We start from the raw sequence: 21,831 nt of genomic DNA, 5'->3' as shown, positions 1-21,831 counted from the left end.
CCTCTCCCCGTTCCAGTATCCAGGGTCATGATCCCCGGATAACGATCCTAACCTCTGCGCCGCCGGCGTCCTTCACGATCACCACGCGCGCCTTGTGGTGCGTTGGCACTGGCGGGCGGCTTGTTGAACCTGATCCAGTTGCCACCTGATGCATCATTGTCCATCAGGAAGTCGGCGGCCTTGATGGCCTCAATTTCCTTGGACGGTGTCGCCTTGGTGGATCCCAGTCCTATAAGCGGAGCCAGCGCATCCATATCAATACCTTCTGGTATCACGATTCCCATGGCGGCGAGTTCTGCAACGCGGTCTTCGATTTTCTTTGGCGTTGCGGCCGCCTGTACCGGATTCATGATGGCCGACGTCATGCCGGCCGCTGCCGCCATCGGCAGGAAGGCGTTGTTGATGCCGTGCCTGTTCGGCAGGCCAAATGATATATTGGACGCGCCACAGGTTGTATTGACGCCAAGTTCTTCACGCAGGCGCCGCACCAGGGCAAACACCTGAAGGCCTGCCGTGCCCATTGCGCCGACCGGCATGACCAGCGGGTCGACCACGATATCATGCGCCGGAATGCCGAAATCTGCGGCCCGCTCGACAATCTTCTTGGCTACGGCGAAGCGAACATCGGGGTCTTCCGAAATGCCGGTGTCGTCATTGGAGATGGCCACCACCGGCACATTGTATTTCTTGACCAGCGGCAGGATGGATTCGAGGCGCTCTTCCTCGCCCGTTACGGAATTCAGCAGCGGGCGGCCCTGGCAGGTTTCAAGGCCGGCGGTCAAAGCGGCGGGAACACTGGAGTCAATGCACAACGGAACGTCGACAAGCCCTTGAACGAGCTCAATCATCTTCCGCATCAGGGGCGGTTCGGTCTCGTTCGGGTTCGGGTTTGAGTTGTAAACCACACCGGCATTGACATCGAGGACCGTGGCGCCACAGGCAACCTGTGCAAGCGCGTCTTTCTCCACGGTCGAGAAATCCCCTGCCTGCAGTTCCGCAGCCAGCTTTTTCCGTCCCGTCGGATTGATGCGTTCACCGATCACGCAAAACGGCTGGTCAAAGCCGATGATGACTTCCTTGGTGGCTGAGGCGACGAGTGTGCGGGTCATTTGCGAGGCGTCCTTTTAGAGCACGGAACACGAGGGGAGCAGAACAGTCATTGGTCGGTCAAGCCTGCGTCAGGCGGTACCACCGGATGCAATAAGCGCCTTGATCCGATCCTGGTCATAGTCGGTTTCAAGTTGCTCGGCGGTTTGGGTGACGGCGGCCATGAGATCGTCGCCGCAGTCAACCGGATCACCGCGGCGCCATTCGTCCAGATAGTCGTCGGAGTCTGCTGCCTTGGAGCGCATGGCGGCCATGTCGATGGCCTCCTGAAACCGGTCTGACAGCATTTTCTTTTCTGCCTTGTTGCGTCCGGCTTTGGCGGTCACCTGTGAAGGGATGTCGCGCCAGTAGGTGATGAATAATTTGGCCATCGAAGAAATCAGCTTTTCAGGTCAGGGTTTGGTACTGGCTCAGATATAGGCGCGGGCGCACCACAACACTGCAGGTTTTGCGACCAGCACACGCGCAAAACCGACTGCAACAAGCCTACATTGCACCGGCCATCTCGGTTATTTGGGCAATTCCGGCCAGCCCGCAGGTCTGGTCCACCAGATCGGGACGATTCATGGAGTAGATGTGAACGTGATCCACACCCTGCGCGCCCAGTTGCATGATCTGTTGGGCCGCCAGTTCACACGCCAGCGCCTTGTGCCGGGTGGAGTGGGGCGCCAGACCGTCAAAGGCGGCATGCAGATGGTCCGGAATGCGCGCCTTGCATTTGCCGGCAAAACTCGCCACCTTGGCGAAGTCGTGGATCAGCAGGATGCCCGGAACGACAGGCTGGTAGATACCCGCTGCGCGAACCTGCTCCATGAAATGAAAATAGTCCCGATTGTCGAAAAAGAACTGGGTGATGGCGGCTTTGGCGCCGGTCGCCAGCTTGGTTTTCAGATTGGCGATGCAGGCATGACCGGACCCGGACGCCGGATGAACTTCCGGATAGGCCGCGACATAGGTGTCGAGGCTGCCGCGATTGATCACAGCGGTGGCCAGATCGGCGCCGTTTTCATACCCGTCCGGGTGCGGTTGATAGGGCCCTGATATGCCCGGCATGTCGCCGCGCAGGGCCAGAATGCCTTTCACGCCCTGTGCGGCATACCTTTCAATCACGGCATCGGTTTGCGCTCGCGATTGACCGGCACATGTCAGGTGTCCGACCACATCGAGGCCGTCCACGCCCAGCAGTTGGCCAACAGTACCGAACGACGCCTGATGACTGGTTCCGCCTGCGCCATAGGTCACAGATGCAAAAACCGGATCGTACTTGCGCATGACCCGGGCAAGTTCTGCCATGCCGTCGCTTTGCATGGTTGAGCGGGCCGGGAACACTTCAAACGACACACGAGGGTTGCCGCCAGGGGCAAAACCGCCAGACACATGGGAAATTATCGACATCCACACCCTCCATATAAAGATATCTTTATATATTAAAAGAAGGCATGGAGGTCAAGCAGGTTCTGGCTTTGATCAGCATATTGATTGCTGCAATCAGAACCTGATCGCTTCCAGATTGTCAGGACACGGTCTTGGGGTTCGTGGACCCCGTCACGCTTTAGCGCATGACAAGGACCGGGCACTGGGCATGGCGCACAACGCGCCCGGCCGTTGAGCCAAGGAAATAGTCGGCAACGCCGGGTTTGTGAGAGCCGATGATAACAAGGTCCGCGCCGTGCTGTGTGGCAGCTTCCAGGATTGCCGAGCCGGCAGAGCCGTGCCGCAGGTCTGCGGGGCCGGATACATTATTGTCCTTCGCCAGTTTTTCCAGCTCTGCCTTGGCCCATTTGTGGGTCTTGTCCAGCAATTCGCCGGAAATTTCGACCGCAGCATATGAAGGTATGTCGTGTACCACATGGGTAAGGATTATTTCCGCGGAATCGCCGCCAATTTCTTTCGCCAGATTGATCATCTGCACTCCAAGCTCGTTGTGAGTGAGGTCTACCGGTACAAGTATTTTCTTGAACATTGCAAATGCCCTTCCTGTTCATGGCCAATATGGCGAGTACTCAAGTCTATGGATGCCATGATTGCGGGACAAGTGGGTTGATCCAGATCATTGGGCACACCGGATGATCATGGTCGCTAAATGACCATTTCTGGACGCATCACCGGAAGAAGCCTGCTGGTAATGGGCCTAACAACATGGTTAGCTTTACTCAACAGGTGGAAAATTCGTGATGTCTACAGAAACTGAAGCACCGTCTGACGCCACTCCTGCACGCCGCAGCCGCAGGGGCGGTGGCGGGGCGGAAGGCCGCCGCGCGGCGCGACTTGGTGGTGGCATCCAGGCATTCAGCTACATCAAGCGCCAAATTCCGCTTTACGAAGTACTCGGCGAGGAAGGCCTGTCTCTGATCGAGGCCAACTGTGAAAAGGTATTGCAGGAAATCGGCATCGATTTCCGCGACGACGCCGAAGCGCTGGAGATGTGGAAGGCCGCTGGAGCCGATGTCAAAGGCGAGCGTGTCAGGTTTCCCAAGGGTCTTGTGCGATCACTGATCAAGACGGCGCCGTCACAGTTTACCCAGCATGCCCGCAATCCGGCCCGCAGTGTAGAGATTGGCGGCAAGAATACCGTATTTGCACCTGTATACGGCCCACCATTCGTGCATGACCTGAACGGCGGGCGCCGCTACGCGACCATCGAGGATTTCCGGAATTTTGTGAAACTGGCGTACACGGCACCGGCCATGCATCATTCCGGTGGCACGGTTTGCGAACCGGTCGACATTCCCGTCGCCAAACGCCACCTCGACATGGTGTACAGCCATATTCGCTATTCCGACAAACCTTTCATGGGTTCGGTCACCGCGCCGGAGCGCGCCGAAGACAGTGTCGCCATGGCCAAAATGGTTTTTGGCGACGATTTCGTCGACAACAACTGCGTGCTGATAAACCTGATCAACGCCAACTCACCCATGGTGTTTGACGACACCATGGTTGGCGCCTTGAAAGTATATGCACGTGCCGGGCAGGCAAGCGTCGTGTCGCCGTTTATCCTGGCAGGGGCCATGTCGCCGGTGACAGTGATCGGAACCCTGACCCAGGTTCTGGCCGAAGCGTCCGTGGGACTTGCGTTCTCGCAGCTGTGCCGTCCCGGAGCGCCGGTCGTGTTCGGCACGTTTGCCTCCTCGATGTCCATGCAGTCGGGTGCTCCGACGTTCGGCACGCCGGAGCCCGCACACGTGCTGTTCGGCGCTGCCCAGCTGGCGCGCAGGCTGGGTGTTCCGTTCCGTTCCGGCGGCTCGTTGTGCGCCTCGAAACTTCCCGATGCCCAGGCTGCCCATGAGAGCTCCAACACGGTTTTCCCCGGCGTGCTTGCAGGCGTCAATTTCATGCTGCACGCGGCCGGCTGGCTGGAAGGCGGGCTGGTATCCAGCTACGAGAAGTTCATCATCGATTGTGACCAGTTGTCGATGATGCAGCGCTTTGCCGGTGGTGTTGACCTGAGCGAAAACGGCCAGGCGATGGACGCCATCGAAGAAGTCGGGCCGGGCAGCCACTATCTCGGTTGCCAGCACACCCAGCGCAATTTTGAAGATGCGTTCTGGCGTTCCGGCATTGCCGACAACAATTCGTTCGAGCAATGGCTGGCGGATGGCTCGATGGACGCAGCCCAGCGCGCCAATGCAATCTGGACGAGACAGCTCAACGACTATGTCGCGCCCGATCTTGATCAGGCGATAGACGAGCAACTCGGCACGTTTATGGAACAGCGCAAGTCGGTTCTGCCCGACAGTGTCTCATAGCGGCTGTAGCCTGAAGATTGCCGTACCGTCCCGCACGAGACATGCAAACTGCCCATTGTGTCTTTATTCGACATGCAAGTGTCGCTTACGGGTGGTGCGACACGTTGTACCGACCTGCCATGATTTGCGCTGGAAACACCTGCCACAGGATGGCAGGTAATTCCGGTTTGCGGTCTTGCGTCCGGAGGTCCGGGTGATAGGCTGTCATGTAGTGCGATGACATGGCGTCGTGGCGGCATGCATCTGCGATGTGTAACCTCGGGAGGAGTAGCCTAATTATGTCTGACAGAGAAAATATCTGGATTCCAAAACTCAAACAGCAGCTTGCTGACAAGCTTATTGATCGCCGTGAATTCATTCGTTACTCGACACTGCTCGGCATGTCTGCCGGTGCAGCCTATATGTGGGCCGGCAAGATCACCGGTCAGCCGATCGCATCGCCTGCGCGCGCTGCCGACATGCCCAAAGGCGGCACATTGAAAATCGGCATGCGTGTGCCGAAGATCAGCAGCCCGCACACATTCTCATGGATTTACGACTCCAACATCACCCGTCAGATGGTGCGTTACATAACTCGCACCGGCGTTGATAACGTAACCCGCCCGGACCTGGCCTCATGGTCTGCTTCCGATGACCTGAAAACCTGGACCTTCACCGTCAGTGACGACATTGAGTGGTTCAAGGGCGGCAAGATGACGGCGGAACAGCTCGCCTGGAACATCAGGCATTGCCTTGATCCGGCAACCGGGTCGTCTGTCGTGGGCCTGATGAAGGGCTACATGCTCAACGAGATTGACTCCGGCAAGAAGGACGACAAGGGCGAAACGGTCATGACCACCGAGCTGTGGGATGCCAACGCCATTCAAGTCAAGGACGACAAGACGCTTGTCCTGAATCTCAAGGAAGCCCAGGTCGCAGTGCCGGAGCATTTGTTCCACTATCCGCTGGCCATCCTTGATCCGGCCGAAGAAGGCAAGTTCGGCCTCGGCTCCAACGGCCACGGTGACTTTGAACTGGTGGAGTTCGAAGTAGGCCGCAAGGCGGTTCTCAAGAAGCGCCCGAATTCAAAGGCCCACCTGGACATGGTGGAGTTCGTTGACCTTGGTGACAATACCGCGGCGTCTGCGGCTGCAGTTCAGTCCAAGCAGGTGCATGGTGTCTATGAGGGCAATGTTGAGCAGTTTGACCTGTTCAAGGCCATGGATCATGTCGATATGTTTGACACGACCACCGCGTCTACCGGTGTCGTGCGCATGCAGATTGACAAAAAGCCGTTTGACGATCCGAAAGTCCGCAAGGCAATGCGTCTGGCATGTGATGTGGACAAGACCACTGAAATCGCGGTTGGCGATCTTGGCACAACTGCTGAACACCACCATGTCTGCCCGATCCATCCCGACTATAAGAAACTGCCGGTAATGGCCCGTGATGTGGAAGCTGCCAAGAAACTGCTCGCAGATGCAGGTCATGCTGATGGCATCGAAGCGGAAATCACCTGCAAACCTGATCCCGCCTGGGAACTGGCCGTGGTCGAGGCATGTGTTGAGCAGTGGAAGGAAGCCGGTATCAACGTCAAGATGAATGTATTGCCATCGGCCAAGTTCTGGGATGTCTGGGACAAGGTACCGTTCGGCTTTACCTCGTGGGCGCACAGGCCGCTCGGATTTATGGTGCTTGGCCTTGCCTATCGGTCAGGCGTTCCGTGGAATGAAACCCATTATTCCAATGCGGAGTTTGACAAGATCTTGACCCAGGCGGAAGGTACGCTCGATATTGCCGCGCGCACCGAGTTGCTCGGCAAGCTGGAAGCGATCATGCAGGAGGACGGACCGATTGCGCAGCCATTGTGGCGCAAGCTGTTCATTCCGATGGACAAGCGGGTGAAAGGCTTTGCCATCCACCCGACCCGTTACTTCTTCTGTGAAGAGTATGCCGTCGAAGCCTGATCGTTTCGATTGCATCATTGAAATAGTGCGCCCTCCCGATCTGTCGGGAGGGCGTATTTTTGTCGATGTTGTTCACCGCAAGCTTGCTCCGGGGTCAGTTCCGTCTAGTCTGTAATGCCGACATAAAAACAAATCAGGGAGTCAAGCATGAACAAGGCACCGGGAACCGCCGGCTTCATGGCCATGAAAGGCGACGGCTACTACTCGAAAGCCACCATTGGCGCCAAGCATGTCATGGACAAAGCGGCCAATCTGGTACTGGAAGCTGTTGCGCGCATGGACCCGGTCGACGATGGCAGCATCTTTCGCGCCACCGACATGGGAGCCGCTGACGGCGGAACATCTGTCGATCTCTGGCGGCGGGTTTTTGCCGATGTGCGCGCCCGTGTGCCGTCGCGTCCCATTGAAATGACCTACACCGACCTGCCGCGCAACGACTTCGCCCAGGTCTTCCGCATGATCCACGGGCAAACCGACACGCAAAGCTATTACCCGGAAATCGAGGACCTGTACGTGTTTGCCTCCGGCACATCGTTTCACCAGAACATCTTTCCGGCACAGACTCTGGATCTCGGGTTTTCGGCAACCGCGTCTCACTACATTTCTTCGACACCCTGCAACATCACCGACCATGTGCATATGGTCGGTGCAAGCGGTGCTGAACGCGATGCGTTCACCAGGCAGGGCGCGACCGACTGGGAGACCATGCTGCTGCAGCGTACCCGCGAGTTGAAGCACGGTGGCCGGCTGTGCCTGTTCAACTTCGGTATTGACGAGGAGGGCCGCTATCTTGGCGATACCGGCGGTGTCAGCATGTTCGACACCTTCAACAGGTTCTGGAGCCAACTGGCCGATGACGGCGTCATCTCGCGGGATGAATATCTGAATACCAATTTCCCGCAGCACTACCGCACGGTTGAAGAGTTCACGGCGCCGCTGAATGATAAGAACAGTCCGGTGTACCAGGCAGGCCTGCGGCTGGAGCATGTTGAAACCCGGGTGGTGCGCTGCCCGTTCGAACAGGATTTTACTGAAAACCACAAGGATGCGGCCCGGTTTGCGACGGAGTATCTGCCAACGCTGAGGTCATGGTCGGAAGCCACGTTCCTGGGCGGGCTTGATGCGGGTCGCGGTGAAGCCGAAAGGCAGGCCATCATGGACGAATTTTACGGACGCTATCAGGCCAGTGTTGCCGCCGCGCCTGAAGGCCATGCGATGGACTATGTGCACGCCTATCTGATTTGCAGCAAGGAAGTTTAAAACGTGAAAAAGACCACAACCACTCTGGAAATTGAAAAAGCCCGCAGACTTGCTCTTCGGGCACTGACCAAGTCAGGCGCTGCGCGTGCCAATGTGCGATATCTTGCCGATGCAGTCATTGATAGCGAACTTGTCGGCATGCCAAGTCACGGATTTTTCTGGCTGCCGGTCTACTGCTCGCATCTCAGGTGCGGCAAGGTTGACGGCGTGACCAAGCCGGTCATTACCCGATTGTCTCCGGTGGCCTATCGCGCCGATGCCGGTTCCGGTTTCGCCCATCCGGCAATCGAAAAGGGCTTTGCGAAAATTATTTCGGCAGCGAAAAAATATGGCATCGCCGGGCTGTCCGTCACCAATTCCTACAATTGCGGCAGGCTGGGCGGACACACCGAGCGTCTGGCCCGCGAAGGCCTTCTGGCAATGGGGTTCACCAATGCGCCGGCCTCGATAGCGCCCCCGGGCGGCATCAAGGCGGTTATCGGCACCAACCCGGTTTCCATGGCTGCGCCTGATGGCAAGGGCGGAGTGGGCTACGTGATAGATCAGTCATCATCGGTGGTGGCGAAGTCGGAGGTTATGCGTCATGCCGCGCGCGGCGAGGAGATACCTTTAGGCTGGGCACTCGATGCCGGCGGCAACCCGACCACGGACCCCGCGCAGGCGGTCACCATGGCTCCATCGGGCGGCTATAAGGGGTTCGGGCAGGGGCTTATGGTTGAAACCATGTCATCACTGATGAGCGGCGCGCAACTGGGCAGCGCCATGTCTCCGTTCGCCACCGATGCCGGCGGGCCCTGCAATTCAGGGCAGTTCTTCCTGGCAATAGATCCGGAAGGATTTTCGGCCGGGCTGTTTGCTGATCGCTTTGCCGGTCTTGCCGGTTCGATCACGGCGCAGGAGGGCACCCGGCTGCCGGGCCTGAGCCGGTTGGCAACGCGGGAAGAAAGTCTTGCCCGCGGAACAATCGAGGTGGATCGTGAACTGTTGAAGCGGGTGCGGGATTGTACACGTTGATAGTATCCTGAATTGCTCTGAAAAGACATTTGGTCGAATGGCTGTTGATTACGAGATTGACTGTGTTGTGGCAGGCGCCGGTGCAATCGGCCTGGCAGTCGCCCGGGAGCTTGCCCAGTCAGGCCGTGACGTCCTGATCGTCGAGGCTGACGAGGCGTTCGGCCGCGGTGTGTCATCAAGGTCAAGCGAAGTCGTTCATGCCGGCATGTATTACACGCCGGGCTCCCTGCGTGCGCAATTGTGCGTCGAGGGCAAATGGCTGCTCTACGACTTCATGGACAAGCACAATGTCGCCCATAGCAAGTGCGGCAAGCTTATTGTGGCGTGCGATCAGGACGAAGTTGCAACGCTTGAAGCCATCACCACCAGGGGCGCTGCCAATGGCGTTGATGACCTGCAGTTGCTTGATGAGCGACAGGCCAGGGTTCTGGAGCCTGAACTGAAGTGTGTAGCGGCTGTACTGTCGCCATCGACCGGTATGATGGATTCTGCCGGCGTCATGCTTGCCTTGTTGGGCGAAGCGGAAAACGCCGGCGCCACGCTGGCGATCAGGTCACCGGTTGTCGGTGGCCGTGTGGGCGGCAGGCAAAACGAGGTTGATATCGGCGGTGCCGAACCGATGACCATCGGTTGCAACCTGTTCGTCAACGCTGCAAGCCTCAACGCGCCGCAGGTTGCCGCAAATCTCCAGGGTCTTGCTGCTGCTCACGTGCCAAAAGCCTATTACGGCAAGGGCAGTTACTTCTCGATGGCCGGCAGGGTGCCGTTCACGCGGCTGATCTATCCATGCCCGGTCGTCGGCGGGCTCGGCGTGCATCTTACAATCGATGTTGGTGGCCAGGCCCGGTTCGGCCCGGATGTGGAGTGGGTCGATGAGCCGAATTACGAGGTGGACCCGGCGCGGGCCGATGAATTTTATGCGCTGGTCAGGCGGTACTGGCCGGCATTGCCGGATGGCGCCCTGCAGCCGTCCTATGCCGGGGTGAGGCCCAAGATCGTGCCGCCGGGCAATCAAATCCAGGACTTCCGGATTGACGGTCCGAAAGCGCACGGAGTGCCCGGCCTGGTCAACCTGTTCGGCATCGAAAGCCCGGGGTTGACGTCCAGTCTCGCGATTGGACGATATGTCATGAATTTGGCTTCTTGCCTTTGATTTTGCCCATTGTTTTGGCATGGAACCAACGCGCTAGATTTGTAGGACCAACACGGTTTGCGCCATTGCGCCACATGCCTTTGACGTTTCATAATCACAGCACCGAAAGCACGCTTTTCAACCTATTCACGTTTTCGGACGCTTATCAGCGGAGGGAGTACTCTATGAAGAAATTACTGACAGCAACTCTTGCAGCAGCAGCCCTGGCTTCGGTCAGCTTTACTGCGGCTCAGGCGCAGACAAAGGAACTGGTTGTTGCCTTTTTCCCGGAATGGCCGATGCCGTTCCAGTATGCGCAAGCCAAAAAGATTTATGACAAGGAACTGGGTGTCACGGTTAAGTGGGTGTCTTTCGATGCCGGCACCGCGATGTCTGCCGCCATGGCTTCCGGTGATGTTCACATTGCCGTTTCTCAAGGTGTGACACCGTTCCTGACCGCCGTTTCTGCCGGTCAGGACCTGCAGGCTATTGACGTTGCCCTGACCTATTCGGACAACGACAACTGCGTGGTTCGCAAGAACCTTGAAATTACCAAGGACAATGCCAAGGAACTCGAAGGCAAGACCGTTGGTGTTCCGCTCAGCACGGCTGCTCACACGGGCTTCCTGGCCCAGATGGCACACTTCGGTGTTGACACATCCAAGATGAAGATCGTGGACATGGCTCCGGTTGATTCCGCTGCAGCATTTGCAAACGGCAACATGGACATGGTTTGCGGTTGGGGTGGTCCTCTGCGTCGCATGAAGGAGTTCGGCAACGTTCTCATTGAAGGCGCAGAAAAGGAAAAGGTTGTAGGCAAGGTCTACGACGTGATCTCCACCACCGGTTCCTGGGCCAAGGAAAATGCTGACCTTGTCTCCAAGTTCCTGAAAGTCACCAACGACATGAACGACAAGTTCAACGGCGGCGGTGAAGGCGAAATGATTGGTGAGATCGCCAAGATGGCCGGCCAGGATGAAGCCACTGCAAAGGCTATCATGACCACAGGCATGAAGTTCATCACGTCCAAACAGGCACTCAGCGATGGCTGGATGGGCGGTTTCCTGGTGGAGAATTTCAATGCAGCCGGTGCCAAGCTGGCTGAAGGCGGCACCGTCAAGGCGCTGCCGTCCTACGAAGGTGCTGTTAACTCCAGCTACCTCAAAGCTGCAGCAGGCATGTAACAACTGATGCGCAGGCCATCCGTTGGTTCGGGTGGCCTGTTTTTTGTTTGCGGCCAGGAAGAAGACCGGTCAAGGTCTCATCCGCGAAACTAACATGTAAGGGCTCTAGGGAGGGGTACATGTCTAGCCTCAATATCGACGATATATCAATGCGATTTGAGCTGCCGAACGGCGGCGCGGTCCAGGCATTGCAGAATGTTTCCCTCAACCTGAAAAAGGGAGAGCTGATGTCTGTGCTCGGCCCGTCAGGGTGTGGCAAGACAACGCTTTTGAACATTGTGGCAGGTTTCCTGGCGCCAACCGAAGGCAAGGTCATTTTGAACGATCATGTTGTAACCGGTCCTGCCGCGGAGCGCGGCATGGTGTTTCAGCAGGGCGCGTTGTTTGAATGGATGAATGTGCGCAAGAACATCGCATTTGGTCCGGACATGGCAGGCAAGCCTTCCGGTGAGACCCAGGAAAAGGTTGAAAGCCTCTTGCAGATTGTCGGCCTGAAGGACTTTGCTGACAAGATGATTTACGAACTGTCGGGCGGCATGCAGCAGCGCGTGGCGCTGGCGCGATGCCTGGCCAACGATCCGGATGTGATCTTGATGGACGAACCGCTTGGTGCGCTTGACGCGCTGACGCGGGAAAAGATGCAAGGCCTGGTGCTCAAGCTCTGGAAGGAAACCGGCAAGACCATCATCCTCATTACCCACTCGGTGGAAGAAGCCCTGTTGCTCGGCGAACGCCTTGTGGTGATGGCGCCTCGGCCGGGACGTATCCACAAGGAATACAACCTGCCGTTCGCGGAAATGGGCGTTGGCAAGGATCTCCGGCTGGTCAAGAAAGAAAAGAAATTTGGCGAGGTCCGTGAGGAAATCCTGACCATGATCTGGGATATGGAAGAAGAGATTATGGGCCGCCAGGAGGAAGTGGCATGATCATCCTTCTCATCTATATCGCGATATTCATTGCAGCCATGATCGGCTACAAGATGATCAGTGGCTTTCTGACCAAAAAAGATGATTTCACCAGCCTCAAGACGGTGACCTTCGGTGACGAGAGCGCCGTCATATCAAACCGCGCGGCATCGATAATCTCGATTGTTGCAATCTTCCTGATCTGGGGGTCGTTCACAGGCTCAAAGATCGTGCCGTCTTTCCTGCACGTTTCAGGGCCGTATGTTGGCGAAACCAGCTTTACCTATGAAGCCAGGGATGCATCCGGCGCCACCGACACAGGCACGATCAAGACTGTGGTCCACCCGGTGTCTGAACCGGCAGAAAAACCGACTTTGGACGAGGCAGCGAATACCGGTTTTGCAAAAGATGCCGCTGAAAAAGTCATAACCTACCGTTCAACTCTGGTGTCCAGGAGTGACCTGCTGGAAAATCCCAAGGAACAGGAGATTGTGTCGGTCGATGGCAAGGCCATTGCGCCAAACGGATCGGTTCAGATCGATACCGGGGAAGTCCGCATGACAGCCAAGGGCAGCCTGGCATTTGAACCGACAAAGGGCTGGCAGATGGAGTCGATCTGGCTGCCGGCGCCGGAAGCCGTTGTGAGCCGTCTGATCGAAATTTCGAGTGAAGGCTACCAGAACGTTACCCTGTGGGAGAACCTCGGTTGGTCGATCTACAGGGTTATCATCGGCTTTGCTCTTGGCAGCATTGTCGGTATTCCATTGGGTTATGCGATGGGTCTGAACGGCTGGTTCCGCGGGTGGTTTGATCCGATCGTCGAATTCATGCGCCCGGTCCCGCCATTGGCCCTTATCCCGTTGATCATCATCTGGTTCGGTATCTGGGAAACCGGCAAGATCTCGCTGTTGTTCCTGGCTGCCTTGTGGATCATGGTCATTGCCGCACGCGCAGGCGTGTCCGGTGTGAGCATTTCCAAGGTTCACGCGGCATATTCGCTTGGTGCTTCAAAAAGCCAACTTTTGTGGAAGGTGATCGTGCCGAATTCACTGCCGGAAATTTTCACCGGCGCACGTGTGGCCATGGGCGTCTGCTGGGGCACGGTTGTTGCTGCTGAACTTGTGGCGGCAGAAAAAGGAGCCGGCAAGATGATCATCGCGGCGTCGAAGTTCCAGAACACCGACATCGTGATCATGGGGATCATCCTGATCGGCATCATCGGATATGGCATCGACATTCTGATGCGTATGTCCGAACGTTATCTGGTGCCCTGGAAGGGCAGGGGTTAGATGCCTGCCGATTATCACTGACGAGATGAATTTCGGGAGTCTTCGGGCTCCCGTTTTTCGTTGTGGCGCTATCTTGCCGGTACGCCCGATCTCATGCCGAGATCGCGCATGATTTTCTCAACCGCCCGCACAAACTGGTCCGTGACGGTTTCATCGATGGCGCCGACGGTAGCAACCCTGAACCCGCCTTCAGCGCCGGGACAGCCGTTTCCGTCCATGATGACAAAGCCCATCTGGCGCAGTCGCTGAATGAATATGGCTGGTGAATATCGCCTGTCTGCAGGAGCCCTGAACAATGTCAGGTATCCGCATGTTGCAGTGCCATCCGCCAGAGCAGGGGTGAACCCCAGCTGCGCCATGCCTGACAGCAATTTCAGATGCTGCTCCTGATAGCGTTTGCGTCGCATTTCCGGCCCGCCTTCAAGATACAGCCGCCGCAGCGCAACGCCACATGCGACAATGGAGTGGGCAGGTGGCGTCCCGGGAAACCAGCCGGTGCGATGGATGCCCTTCCATAATTCAACCAGGTCTAACGATGAAGATGGAGACTGGAACAGGCTGTCTGCCAGCAGGCTTCGGCGCACCATTACAAATGAAAATCCGGGAACGCTCTCGATACATGCCCACGGCACACCCACCGCAGCATCCACAGTGCCGTCGGCGAGATTGAGCGGCATGGCGCCAATGCTTGCCCGCGCATCAAGGACAACCTTGCGTCCGGCCTCATGAGCAACCGCTGCCAGTTTGGCAACCGGATTGGCCAATCCCGTGAAAACGTCTACCTCAGCCAGGTACACGGTGTGGATGTCCGGATCGGCCTCCAGCAGTTTCGCCAGCCGATTGGTGGTGACCGGCTTCAAAGCCGAGCCGGCGATGTTCTCGACCGGGCGTTTGATGTGGGTCAGTATACTCGCTGCCTGTTCGGCATGGGGCCCGTGCGCTGCAATCAGTGTCTTGCGTTTGCGCCCGGTTGGTGCCAGTGCGCCCAACACGCTCTCCAGCATCGCGTCGCCCGACAAATGCAGCGGAATGCAATCATACTCACTGGTCCCGTCAACAAGTTCCAGCAATTGCTCGGTAACGCCCAGGGCAAGCGAAACAAATTCGGTATCCCGCATGCCCCAGTCAGCCAGCATGGCGAGCTTGACGTCACGCGACGTCGTCACCGGTCCCATGGTGAGGAGCCAGGGCATGTCTTCCTGACCTTCAGGGCCATTGAAGGTAGGAGCGTATTTGTGTTCTTCGGCAAGAGCCATGGGATAGGTGTGCCTTTATCTGCTGTACCACTTCTTTATGCGTCGCCATCACTCATGCCATCACCGTCACCCGGTCCTGACCTGCATGCACTCTACAGTCGCCAGTCGATTGGTGGAAGGCCACGCAATAAAAGCCACTGTTGAGCCTGTGTAAACGGCTGCGAGGTCACAAACCTGTGTTGCGGGCCTGGACCACGTGCGAGCGGTGAGGGGTGTGCGGTTTCAATTACGCAATGCCGTGATGCATCAATGCCGGCACCGGCCTGCTGGGCGAACTTGCCCCACAGCATGAAGACGGTTGGTGCCGGGCGCTCGTTCAGGTGTTCCATGATATCGCCTGCCAGCGCCGACCATCCGAAGGTCTTGTGGCTGTTTGCCTTGCCCGCCTCGACGCTCAACGTCACATTGAGCAGCAAGATGCCCGAACGAGCCCAGCGGGTGAGGTTGCCATGGGCGGGCGGGCTGATGCCCAGGTCGGTCTCGAGACTGGTGAAAATCGTTCGAAGGGATGCCGGTATGCGCTGCTCCGGATCCGCAACTGAGAATGCCAGGCCATGTGCATCGCCTGGTGTCGGATACGGGTCTTGTCCCAGGATCACGGCCCTTACCTGATCCGGCTGGGTCAGTTCGAGGGCTTTGAAAACGTCTGCAGGGGGCGGCAGTACCTGGACGCCAGCAGCCACCCGCGCATCCAACCGCGCCGCCGTTTCGCGGCCTGCACCGGACCGGAAGAAGTCGAGATTTGCCCATCCGCCGGTTGCAATGGCGTCAACGGCGCCACTGTAGGTGATCGGCGCAAGGCCAGATTTTTCAACGGACTGCGTCAAGGACTGTTCTCTTGGTGCGTTACTAGCAGTGGCATCGGCGTGCAAGACATGGTATTCGGTTTTTGAGGCCCGACCCAGGGGGCGTGTTCTAGAGGTATAGAGGGAAAAAGATAGATGAAACCAGTAGTCATCATGGTTGGGGCCGACAAGGGCGGCGTTGGCAAGACAACAATTTCACGTGCGTTGCTGGACTACTTCCACCGCAACAATGTTCTGGCCCGTGCATTTGATACGGAAAACCCTCGCGGAACGCTGCATCGGTTCTACCCGACCATTACCGAGATCATTGATCTGCACAATGTGGCAGACCAGATGAAGGTGCTCGACACTCTGGAAACCGCCAAGGTGCCGGTAACCGTTGTGGATCTCAAGGCGGGGAACCTGTCCTACGCTCTTGAAACATTCGAGAAGATTGGTGTTTTGCAAGCAGCTCGCGACGGGCAGTTTGAAATGGGCCTGATCCATGTCGTTGGACCGGCGATCGCTTCACTGGATGAGCTCCAGGAGGTTACGCCATTTGTGGAGGGGCTTGACTACACCGTTGCCCGCAACTTCATCAATGAAACAAACTTCTTTGAATGGGACGAGAAAACCTACAAGCGGTATTTCTCGAACGTAAACGAAGCCCGCGAAATTGTTATTCCGAAACTCAACGAAATGGCTGCGGAGCAGGTTGATCTTGCCGACGTGACATACAAGAACTTCACCGACAACAAGGACAGCCAGGGCAAGTCTGCAGACTTCTCGTTCGTGCTGCGTGGCTATGTGAAGAAGTGGTGCTCTGAAATCGATGACGAATTTGACCAGCTGCGCCTGATCCAGATGCTCACGTCGGGTGGTTCCGGTGAAGCCGGAAAAGCCAAGAGCTGATTATCTTTAGGCCGGTAGATTTTCGGCGCTGCATGTTACGAATGGTTCTGCTTGCCCGGTCGCTCGTCTGCCGCCGGGCGGCAGGCTTAGCCAACCGGACGTACATTGCAAATTCCCGTCCGATTTGGCCGGGTCAGCGGCGCAACCGTGTTAAACTGGGTGTGTGACTGACAGGGGTTGCGTTTGATTCGCGTCGCGTGTTCGACCGTTCAGTCATTCCGGGGTATCAACAGGACGATTTATGTGAGCGAACGTGCGGGAAGTCGGATGATTGTCGTGTGTTCCGATGAGGCACGCAACGGCAAGACTTTGACCGCACGCCTGTTGATGGATCACCTGCTGATGACGGGGCATGATCCTCACGTGTTTGACTGCGAAGAACCGCGCGGTCGCATAAATCGTTTCTATCCCGATCGTTCAACTCTCATTGGAGTTGAAAAAACCAGCGGCCAGATCAGGATGTTCGACAAGATTCTCGCTGAACCGGATCGCGATTACATCATTGATCTGCCGTCGCACGAACTGGAAGCATTTTTTACGGTTGTCGATGATCTTGATTTTATCAACGCAGCTCATGATGCACGCATTGAAATGGTCATTGCCTACGTACTGGACCAGACCGCGACGTCTGTCATGACCGCGAGGGACCTGCGAGGTGCCTATGCGACCGAAACGTTTTACCTGATCCGCAATGCATGGAACGGCAACCCGCTGGTCACGCGTCAGGCGCGCGAGGTTTATGAGGAAATCGAGCCGGACACCGTGTTCAGTCTGCCATTGCTCGACCGCGAGGCAATGGCGGCCGCGGAAGAAGCGCCGTTTTCATTCATCGAATTTCAGGAGGGCGTCTATGGCAGCCTGCCGCCGTCCTTGCGGTTGCGCCTGAGATCTTTTCTGTCGGAAGTATTTGGTCAGTTTCAACGCCGTGAACTGTCCCTGGACCTGGGCTCATTGAAGAAAATGGGCCTGATCTGAAACTGGCATTCCCGCTCGCCTGACGCTATTTGGCCGGGACGCGATCAGGGATTTGTTCAGGCGTGGAGAATAGCCCGCCAAAGGCGGAAAAGCCAAAAACTTACGAATTACCTCAGCGTAATCAGCATCCCGCCGGCATCCAGAGATGCATCAAGGCCACGCTGTTCGCCCCACAACACAAGGCGCACATTGTGTTCGTTGATCAGCACAAGGTTCTGGCCACCACCGCTGATGGCCACTGCCGAGGCCTGAGCGCTGACGTAGGTACCGGCAATGTCTTCAATCCTGGTAAGGTTGTAGACTTCTCCGCGCATATTGGCAAAAGACGCCCCGATGGTCAGGCCGACCCGCAGGCCGTTGATGTCAAGTTCAGCCTGTCTGCCGTTGTAGAACAGCTTGCCGTCGCCTCGCGAAACGCCAACCAGAAAGCCGATTTTGCCGATTGTCATTTCGATGATGGCATTGCTCCCGGCATTGGCGGAGGCAAGTGTTGCAAAAACGGCCGGTACAGACACGGCACACATAAGCGCCAGTGATAAACAGAACTTGCGGATCATGAGTGTGAACCCTTCATCGGTATAAGTTGTCTATATCTACAATGAGTTAGACCTCAATTGCGGCCAAGTGTGGACATTGCTGCGGTCAATCAGGATTTACTGCAAGTTCGTGAAATTGGGGGTGTCGGGGGCCTGCTGGACAGTTGGGCTGGGAAACACCGCTGAATTCTGCCACGGAATTGATCGTGCCGGCAGTGTTTCGCTGTCATGAAGCAGTTTGTTATGTCATTGGTAGGGAGCACGCTACCGATGGAGGTTTCATAGCGAAATGAAGGCACTGGTTTACACTGGCAGCAAGACGATGGAATTCAAGACTGTCGACGACCCGGCACCGGCAGCGGGTGAGGCGTTGATCAGGGTGAGGGCGTCCGGCATTTGCGGTTCGGACATGCATGCTTGGGCAGGACACGATGAACGCCGGCCCGCACCACTGGTCCTGGGGCATGAGGCAGCCGGAGAGATTGTCGGTTTTGGCGGTGCCGTGCGTCGGGTGACAGTCAACCCCCTGGTAACGTGCGGCAAATGTGAAGCCTGCATCGCCGGCAGGGACAATCTGTGTTCCAGCCGCCAGATCATATCCATGCCACCGCGCGAAGGCGCATTTGCAGAGCTTTTGGCCATGCCCGAAGGCAATCTTGTCAATGTTCCCGATAGTGTAGCGCTGGAAAGCGCGGCCCTGTGTGAGCCGCTGGCCTGTGGATGGCATGCGGTCAGGCTGGCCAGGACCGCGTTGGGCGGCGATCTGGCCCAGGTGCGCTGCCTGGTTCTGGGCGGTGGTGCCATAGGGCTGGGAGCAGCATTGGCTTTCAGGGCTCAGGGCGGCAGGCAGGTGACGATCGTGGAGCCCAATTCGTCACGGCGCAACCGGATCATCGAGACGGAGGATATCAAGTGCCTCAAACAGGCAGATGAGCATGAGATGCCGGACCTGGTTATCGACGCGGTGGGTATAGCGGCGACCCGCGCATCGGCGAGCAAACTGGTGCAGCCGGGCGGGTTGATCATGCACATCGGCCTGGGCGCCGCTGAAGGCGGGCTGGACATCCGCCGCATGACGCTGCAGGAGGTTACCTTTATCGGCACCTACACCTATACAATGAACGACTTCGAAGCGACTGCGGAAGCCATTTTCACCGGCAAGCTTGGAAAGCTTAGCTGGATCGAAAAACGGCCCCTGAAAAGCGGAGCGCAGGCGTTTGATGACATCTCGACAGGCCAGTGCGCAGCGCCGAAGATCATTCTGCAGCCTGCCTGATCTGGCACATTTCCCTTGGGGGAAGCGGTTTTGCTTTTGACAATGCAGTAAGGCCCGCTCTCGATTGAGAGCGGGCCCTGATTTTGTTGCACGTTGGTGCCGTCCTAGTTGCTGCCGTATCCGACATAACTGAGGAACGGTTGCGCACCGGCCGGTGACAGCCACTCCGGCAGCCACAGCGCAAAGCCGGGCAGCATGAAGATCAGTGCCAGACCGATCACCTGGATGACCATGAACTGCATCATGCCGAAGTAGATGTCCTTCAGGTCCCATTCAGGCACAACGCCCTTCAGGAAGTAGGCGGACAGCGCCACCGGCGGTGACAGCCAGGCAGTTTGCAGGTTCACCGCGACCAGAATTGCAAACCATGTCAGGTTCACGTTCAGCGATACCAGCAGCGGCACCAGGATCGGCACGATGATCAGCACGATCGGCACCCATTCGAGCGGCCAGCCGAGCAGGAACACCAGTGCCATGACGAAGATCAGCATGGCAGCAGTGGACAGGTCCATCGACAGCAGCAGTTCGGTGAGGAACTTCGGTGTACCCAGGTTGGAGAACACGGCACCGAAGAAGTTTGATGCTGCCACCAGGAACATGATCAGCACCGAAATCTCCAGTGTCTTGATCATGGCATCGTAGAACCCGAGTGCCGTCAGTTTCCGGTAGGCAAATGACAGCACGATCGCACCAAAGGCACCACATGCGGCCGCTTCGGCAGGCGTTGCCCAGCCGGCCAGGATGGAGCCGAGCGCGAAGGCGATCAGCACTGTTGGCGGCACCAGACCCATGAAGAACTCATACCAGAGGTCTGAGAAGTAGAATCCGCCCGGCTTGTTCTTGCGTGTCCAACTGTAGACAAAGAACATGAAGCCCAGCCACAGGATCGGCAGGATCAATCCGCCAAGCGGAATGAAGGCGAGAGTACCGGCCGCACCTGCACCCAGCAGGTAGGTGAGAACGACAATCGAGGCCATGACACCGATTACTTCAAGCAGATAGTAAGGCGAGGTTTCAGGCTGCTCGTCTTCGGGCAGTATGGGCCCCAGGTTCGGATTGATCATGCAGCGGCCGATGGCATACACCATGTACAGCACGGCAAGCAGGATGCCCGGTACGATTGCAGCTCGGAACAGGTCGGTCACCGGCACCTCCAGTACCGGCCCCATGACAATCAGCATGATCGACGGCGGTATCAGGATGCCCAGCGTACCACCGGCCGTAATCGTGCCCGCGGCCAGCCTTACATCATAGCCTGACTTGTTCATGGTCTTTGCCGCCATGATGCCCAGGATCGTCACCGACGCACCAACAATACCGGTGGCGGCTGCAAAGATCATGGAAACGAACAGCACGGCGATATAAAGCGCACCGCGTGTGCGGGACATCATCAGCTGAACGGCATTGAACAGCCTTTCCATCAGGCCTGCCTGTTCCATCATGATGCCCATGAAGATGAACAGCGGAACCGCTACGAGCTGATCGTCCAGCATGACCGAGTTGGTCTGCAGCGTCATCAGGTAGAAGGTCAGCGCACTGCCGGCGCCCCACGATCCGAACGTGAAGGCCAGGAAGATCAGCGTGAACGAAATCGGAAAGCCCACGAAGATCGAAAACAGCATGGCCGCGAGCATGAACAACCCGATGGTCGGCTTGGAGAAGTCGAATATGCCTGCAGATGACGTGAGCGAAGCCCACCAGTCGTCGATTGGCGTTGCGTTGGGATAGAAGACGCTGACGAAGATGACGGCCAGTACGATGAAGTAGACCGGCAGGATTTTGACGAACTTGGCTTCGCGTTCCTTGCCCATCTGGTGGAATGCCCGGAACAGTTCGGGAAATCCTTGCAGGAACAACAGCAACGCACCTATCGGCATGGCGGCTCGGGCAGGACCCAGCACCGGCGCCCAGGTTGAATCACTGGCGCGTTCCCAAATTCCTAAAGGTTGGCCCCAGCCTTTCCAGCCGAAGGCATCCATGGTGAAATCGAGCGCACTCCAGAAGAAGAACAGCATGGCCGGGAAATACAGCAGCAGATAAAGCGCTGCATCGACGGTGGCCTGGGTCTTCGGTGTCCAGTTCCGGTACAGGAAATCCGCCCGGATATGCACACCGCGCATCAGCGCGTAACCGGCAGCGGCCATAAACAGCACGCCGCCCAGCATTCGGCTGGTATCATAGACCCAGAGGGTCGGGCCAAGCCCGATTGAAATGGCCAGTTCGTTGTAGCCGTAATCGGTGAACACGGCGAACAGCTTGCGCGATACAACCTCGAACACCATCGCGATGATGAGAGGGATCAACAGAAAGCAGGTGATCCGCCCTGCCCACAGGTTCAGGACATCGATAAACGCCGTTATAGGCCTCTGCCACGGCGTCATGTCTTCCGGCGTCTGTCCGGGTTCTTCCGCGCGTCGCTCCGCGATCAACTCGTCTGTGATATCGAGTTCGCCAATTTCCTCAGCCATCTGCCGCTCCTCCCAGAGGGTCCAAGTGTTCAATGGTTTT

General features: G+C 57.3%; 19 protein-coding genes. 11 read left to right on the top strand and 8 right to left on the bottom strand.

Annotation, left to right across the window (positions count from 1 at the left end; all coding sequences use genetic code 11):
* Positions 1-47 precede the first annotated feature (47 nt).
* From DHN55_RS13115 to DHN55_RS13100, 4 genes are all read right to left on the bottom strand, one after another.
* Positions 48-1,109 carry a dihydropteroate synthase gene (locus DHN55_RS13115; protein WP_108881947.1) on the bottom strand — a complete coding sequence of 354 codons (1,062 nt, stop codon included), beginning with the start codon at positions 1,107-1,109 and terminating at the stop codon, positions 48-50.
* Positions 1,110-1,178: 69 nt separating this feature from the next.
* Positions 1,179-1,478, bottom strand: a complete 300-nt coding sequence (locus DHN55_RS13110) for a virulence factor (protein ID WP_108881946.1) — start codon at positions 1,476-1,478, stop codon at positions 1,179-1,181.
* Positions 1,479-1,593: 115 nt separating this feature from the next.
* Positions 1,594-2,502, bottom strand: coding sequence for a methylenetetrahydrofolate reductase (locus DHN55_RS13105; protein WP_108881945.1), 909 nt, complete (start codon positions 2,500-2,502; stop codon positions 1,594-1,596).
* Positions 2,503-2,659: 157 nt separating this feature from the next.
* Positions 2,660-3,070 (bottom strand): universal stress protein, encoded by a 411-nt coding sequence (locus DHN55_RS13100; RefSeq protein ID WP_108881944.1) that lies wholly within the window; start codon positions 3,068-3,070, stop codon positions 2,660-2,662.
* 211 nt (positions 3,071-3,281) lie between these two features.
* Here DHN55_RS13100 and DHN55_RS13095 point away from each other — a divergent pair, with 211 nt between their 5' ends.
* From DHN55_RS13095 to DHN55_RS13060, 8 genes are all read left to right on the top strand, one after another.
* Entirely contained in the window at positions 3,282-4,853 is a 1,572-nt protein-coding gene (locus DHN55_RS13095; RefSeq protein ID WP_108881943.1) for a trimethylamine methyltransferase family protein, read from the top strand.
* A gap of 278 nt (positions 4,854-5,131) precedes the next feature.
* The gene (locus DHN55_RS13090; RefSeq protein WP_337660271.1) at positions 5,132-6,799 is read left to right on the top strand and encodes an ABC transporter substrate-binding protein; all 1,668 of its coding nucleotides are present in this window, start codon (positions 5,132-5,134) and stop codon (positions 6,797-6,799) included.
* 147 nt (positions 6,800-6,946) lie between these two features.
* Positions 6,947-8,059 carry an SAM-dependent methyltransferase gene (locus DHN55_RS13085; RefSeq protein ID WP_108881941.1) on the top strand — a complete coding sequence of 371 codons (1,113 nt, stop codon included), beginning with the start codon at positions 6,947-6,949 and terminating at the stop codon, positions 8,057-8,059.
* A 3-nt stretch (positions 8,060-8,062) separates the two neighbouring features.
* Complete coding sequence (locus tag DHN55_RS13080) at positions 8,063-9,073, top strand: Ldh family oxidoreductase (protein WP_337660270.1); 1,011 nt, start codon at positions 8,063-8,065, stop codon at positions 9,071-9,073.
* A gap of 37 nt (positions 9,074-9,110) precedes the next feature.
* The gene (locus DHN55_RS13075; RefSeq protein ID WP_108881940.1) at positions 9,111-10,226 is read left to right on the top strand and encodes an FAD-dependent oxidoreductase; all 1,116 of its coding nucleotides are present in this window, start codon (positions 9,111-9,113) and stop codon (positions 10,224-10,226) included.
* 164 nt (positions 10,227-10,390) lie between these two features.
* Positions 10,391-11,389 (top strand): ABC transporter substrate-binding protein, encoded by a 999-nt coding sequence (locus DHN55_RS13070; protein ID WP_108881939.1) that lies wholly within the window; start codon positions 10,391-10,393, stop codon positions 11,387-11,389.
* A 119-nt stretch (positions 11,390-11,508) separates the two neighbouring features.
* Complete coding sequence (locus DHN55_RS13065) at positions 11,509-12,315, top strand: ATP-binding cassette domain-containing protein (RefSeq protein WP_108881938.1); 807 nt, start codon at positions 11,509-11,511, stop codon at positions 12,313-12,315.
* On the top strand, positions 12,312-13,583 hold the full coding sequence (locus DHN55_RS13060; RefSeq protein WP_108881937.1) for an ABC transporter permease subunit: 1,272 nt from the start codon (positions 12,312-12,314) through the stop codon (positions 13,581-13,583). Before DHN55_RS13065 ends, DHN55_RS13060 begins: the two co-directional genes overlap by 4 nt.
* A 68-nt stretch (positions 13,584-13,651) precedes the next feature.
* On the opposite strand, the gene DHN55_RS13055 is transcribed toward DHN55_RS13060, so the two are convergent.
* Both DHN55_RS13055 and DHN55_RS13050 read right to left on the bottom strand, forming a co-directional pair.
* Complete coding sequence (locus tag DHN55_RS13055) at positions 13,652-14,839, bottom strand: aminotransferase class V-fold PLP-dependent enzyme (RefSeq protein WP_108881936.1); 1,188 nt, start codon at positions 14,837-14,839, stop codon at positions 13,652-13,654.
* 92 nt (positions 14,840-14,931) lie between these two features.
* Positions 14,932-15,666: a uracil-DNA glycosylase gene (locus DHN55_RS13050; RefSeq protein ID WP_337660269.1), complete on the bottom strand. Its 735-nt coding sequence runs from the start codon at positions 15,664-15,666 to the stop codon at positions 14,932-14,934.
* A gap of 114 nt (positions 15,667-15,780) precedes the next feature.
* Here DHN55_RS13050 and DHN55_RS13045 point away from each other — a divergent pair, with 114 nt between their 5' ends.
* Positions 15,781-16,536, top strand: a complete 756-nt coding sequence (locus DHN55_RS13045; protein ID WP_108881935.1) for a hypothetical protein — start codon at positions 15,781-15,783, stop codon at positions 16,534-16,536.
* Between the two features lie 243 nt (positions 16,537-16,779).
* Positions 16,780-17,511 carry a hypothetical protein gene (locus tag DHN55_RS13040; protein WP_337660268.1) on the top strand — a complete coding sequence of 244 codons (732 nt, stop codon included), beginning with the start codon at positions 16,780-16,782 and terminating at the stop codon, positions 17,509-17,511.
* A 107-nt stretch (positions 17,512-17,618) separates the two neighbouring features.
* Here DHN55_RS13040 and DHN55_RS13035 read toward each other — a convergent pair whose 3' ends face one another.
* A complete protein-coding gene (locus DHN55_RS13035; RefSeq protein ID WP_108881933.1) occupies positions 17,619-18,068 on the bottom strand; it encodes a hypothetical protein in 450 nt (149 codons plus the stop codon).
* 268 nt (positions 18,069-18,336) lie between these two features.
* On the opposite strand from DHN55_RS13035, the gene DHN55_RS13030 reads away from it, so the two are divergent.
* Positions 18,337-19,323, top strand: a complete 987-nt coding sequence (locus DHN55_RS13030) for an alcohol dehydrogenase catalytic domain-containing protein (protein WP_108881932.1) — start codon at positions 18,337-18,339, stop codon at positions 19,321-19,323.
* Between the two features lie 104 nt (positions 19,324-19,427).
* On the opposite strand, the gene DHN55_RS13025 is transcribed toward DHN55_RS13030, so the two are convergent.
* Positions 19,428-21,791 (bottom strand): TRAP transporter large permease subunit, encoded by a 2,364-nt coding sequence (locus DHN55_RS13025; protein WP_108881931.1) that lies wholly within the window; start codon positions 21,789-21,791, stop codon positions 19,428-19,430.
* Positions 21,792-21,831 lie beyond the last annotated feature (40 nt).

Source organism: Anderseniella sp. Alg231-50 (genome assembly GCF_900149695.1).
Taxonomy (GTDB): domain Bacteria; phylum Pseudomonadota; class Alphaproteobacteria; order Rhizobiales; family Aestuariivirgaceae; genus Anderseniella.
Note: the sequence above shows the minus strand (reverse complement) of the source record. Positions and strands in the feature narration are given on the sequence as shown.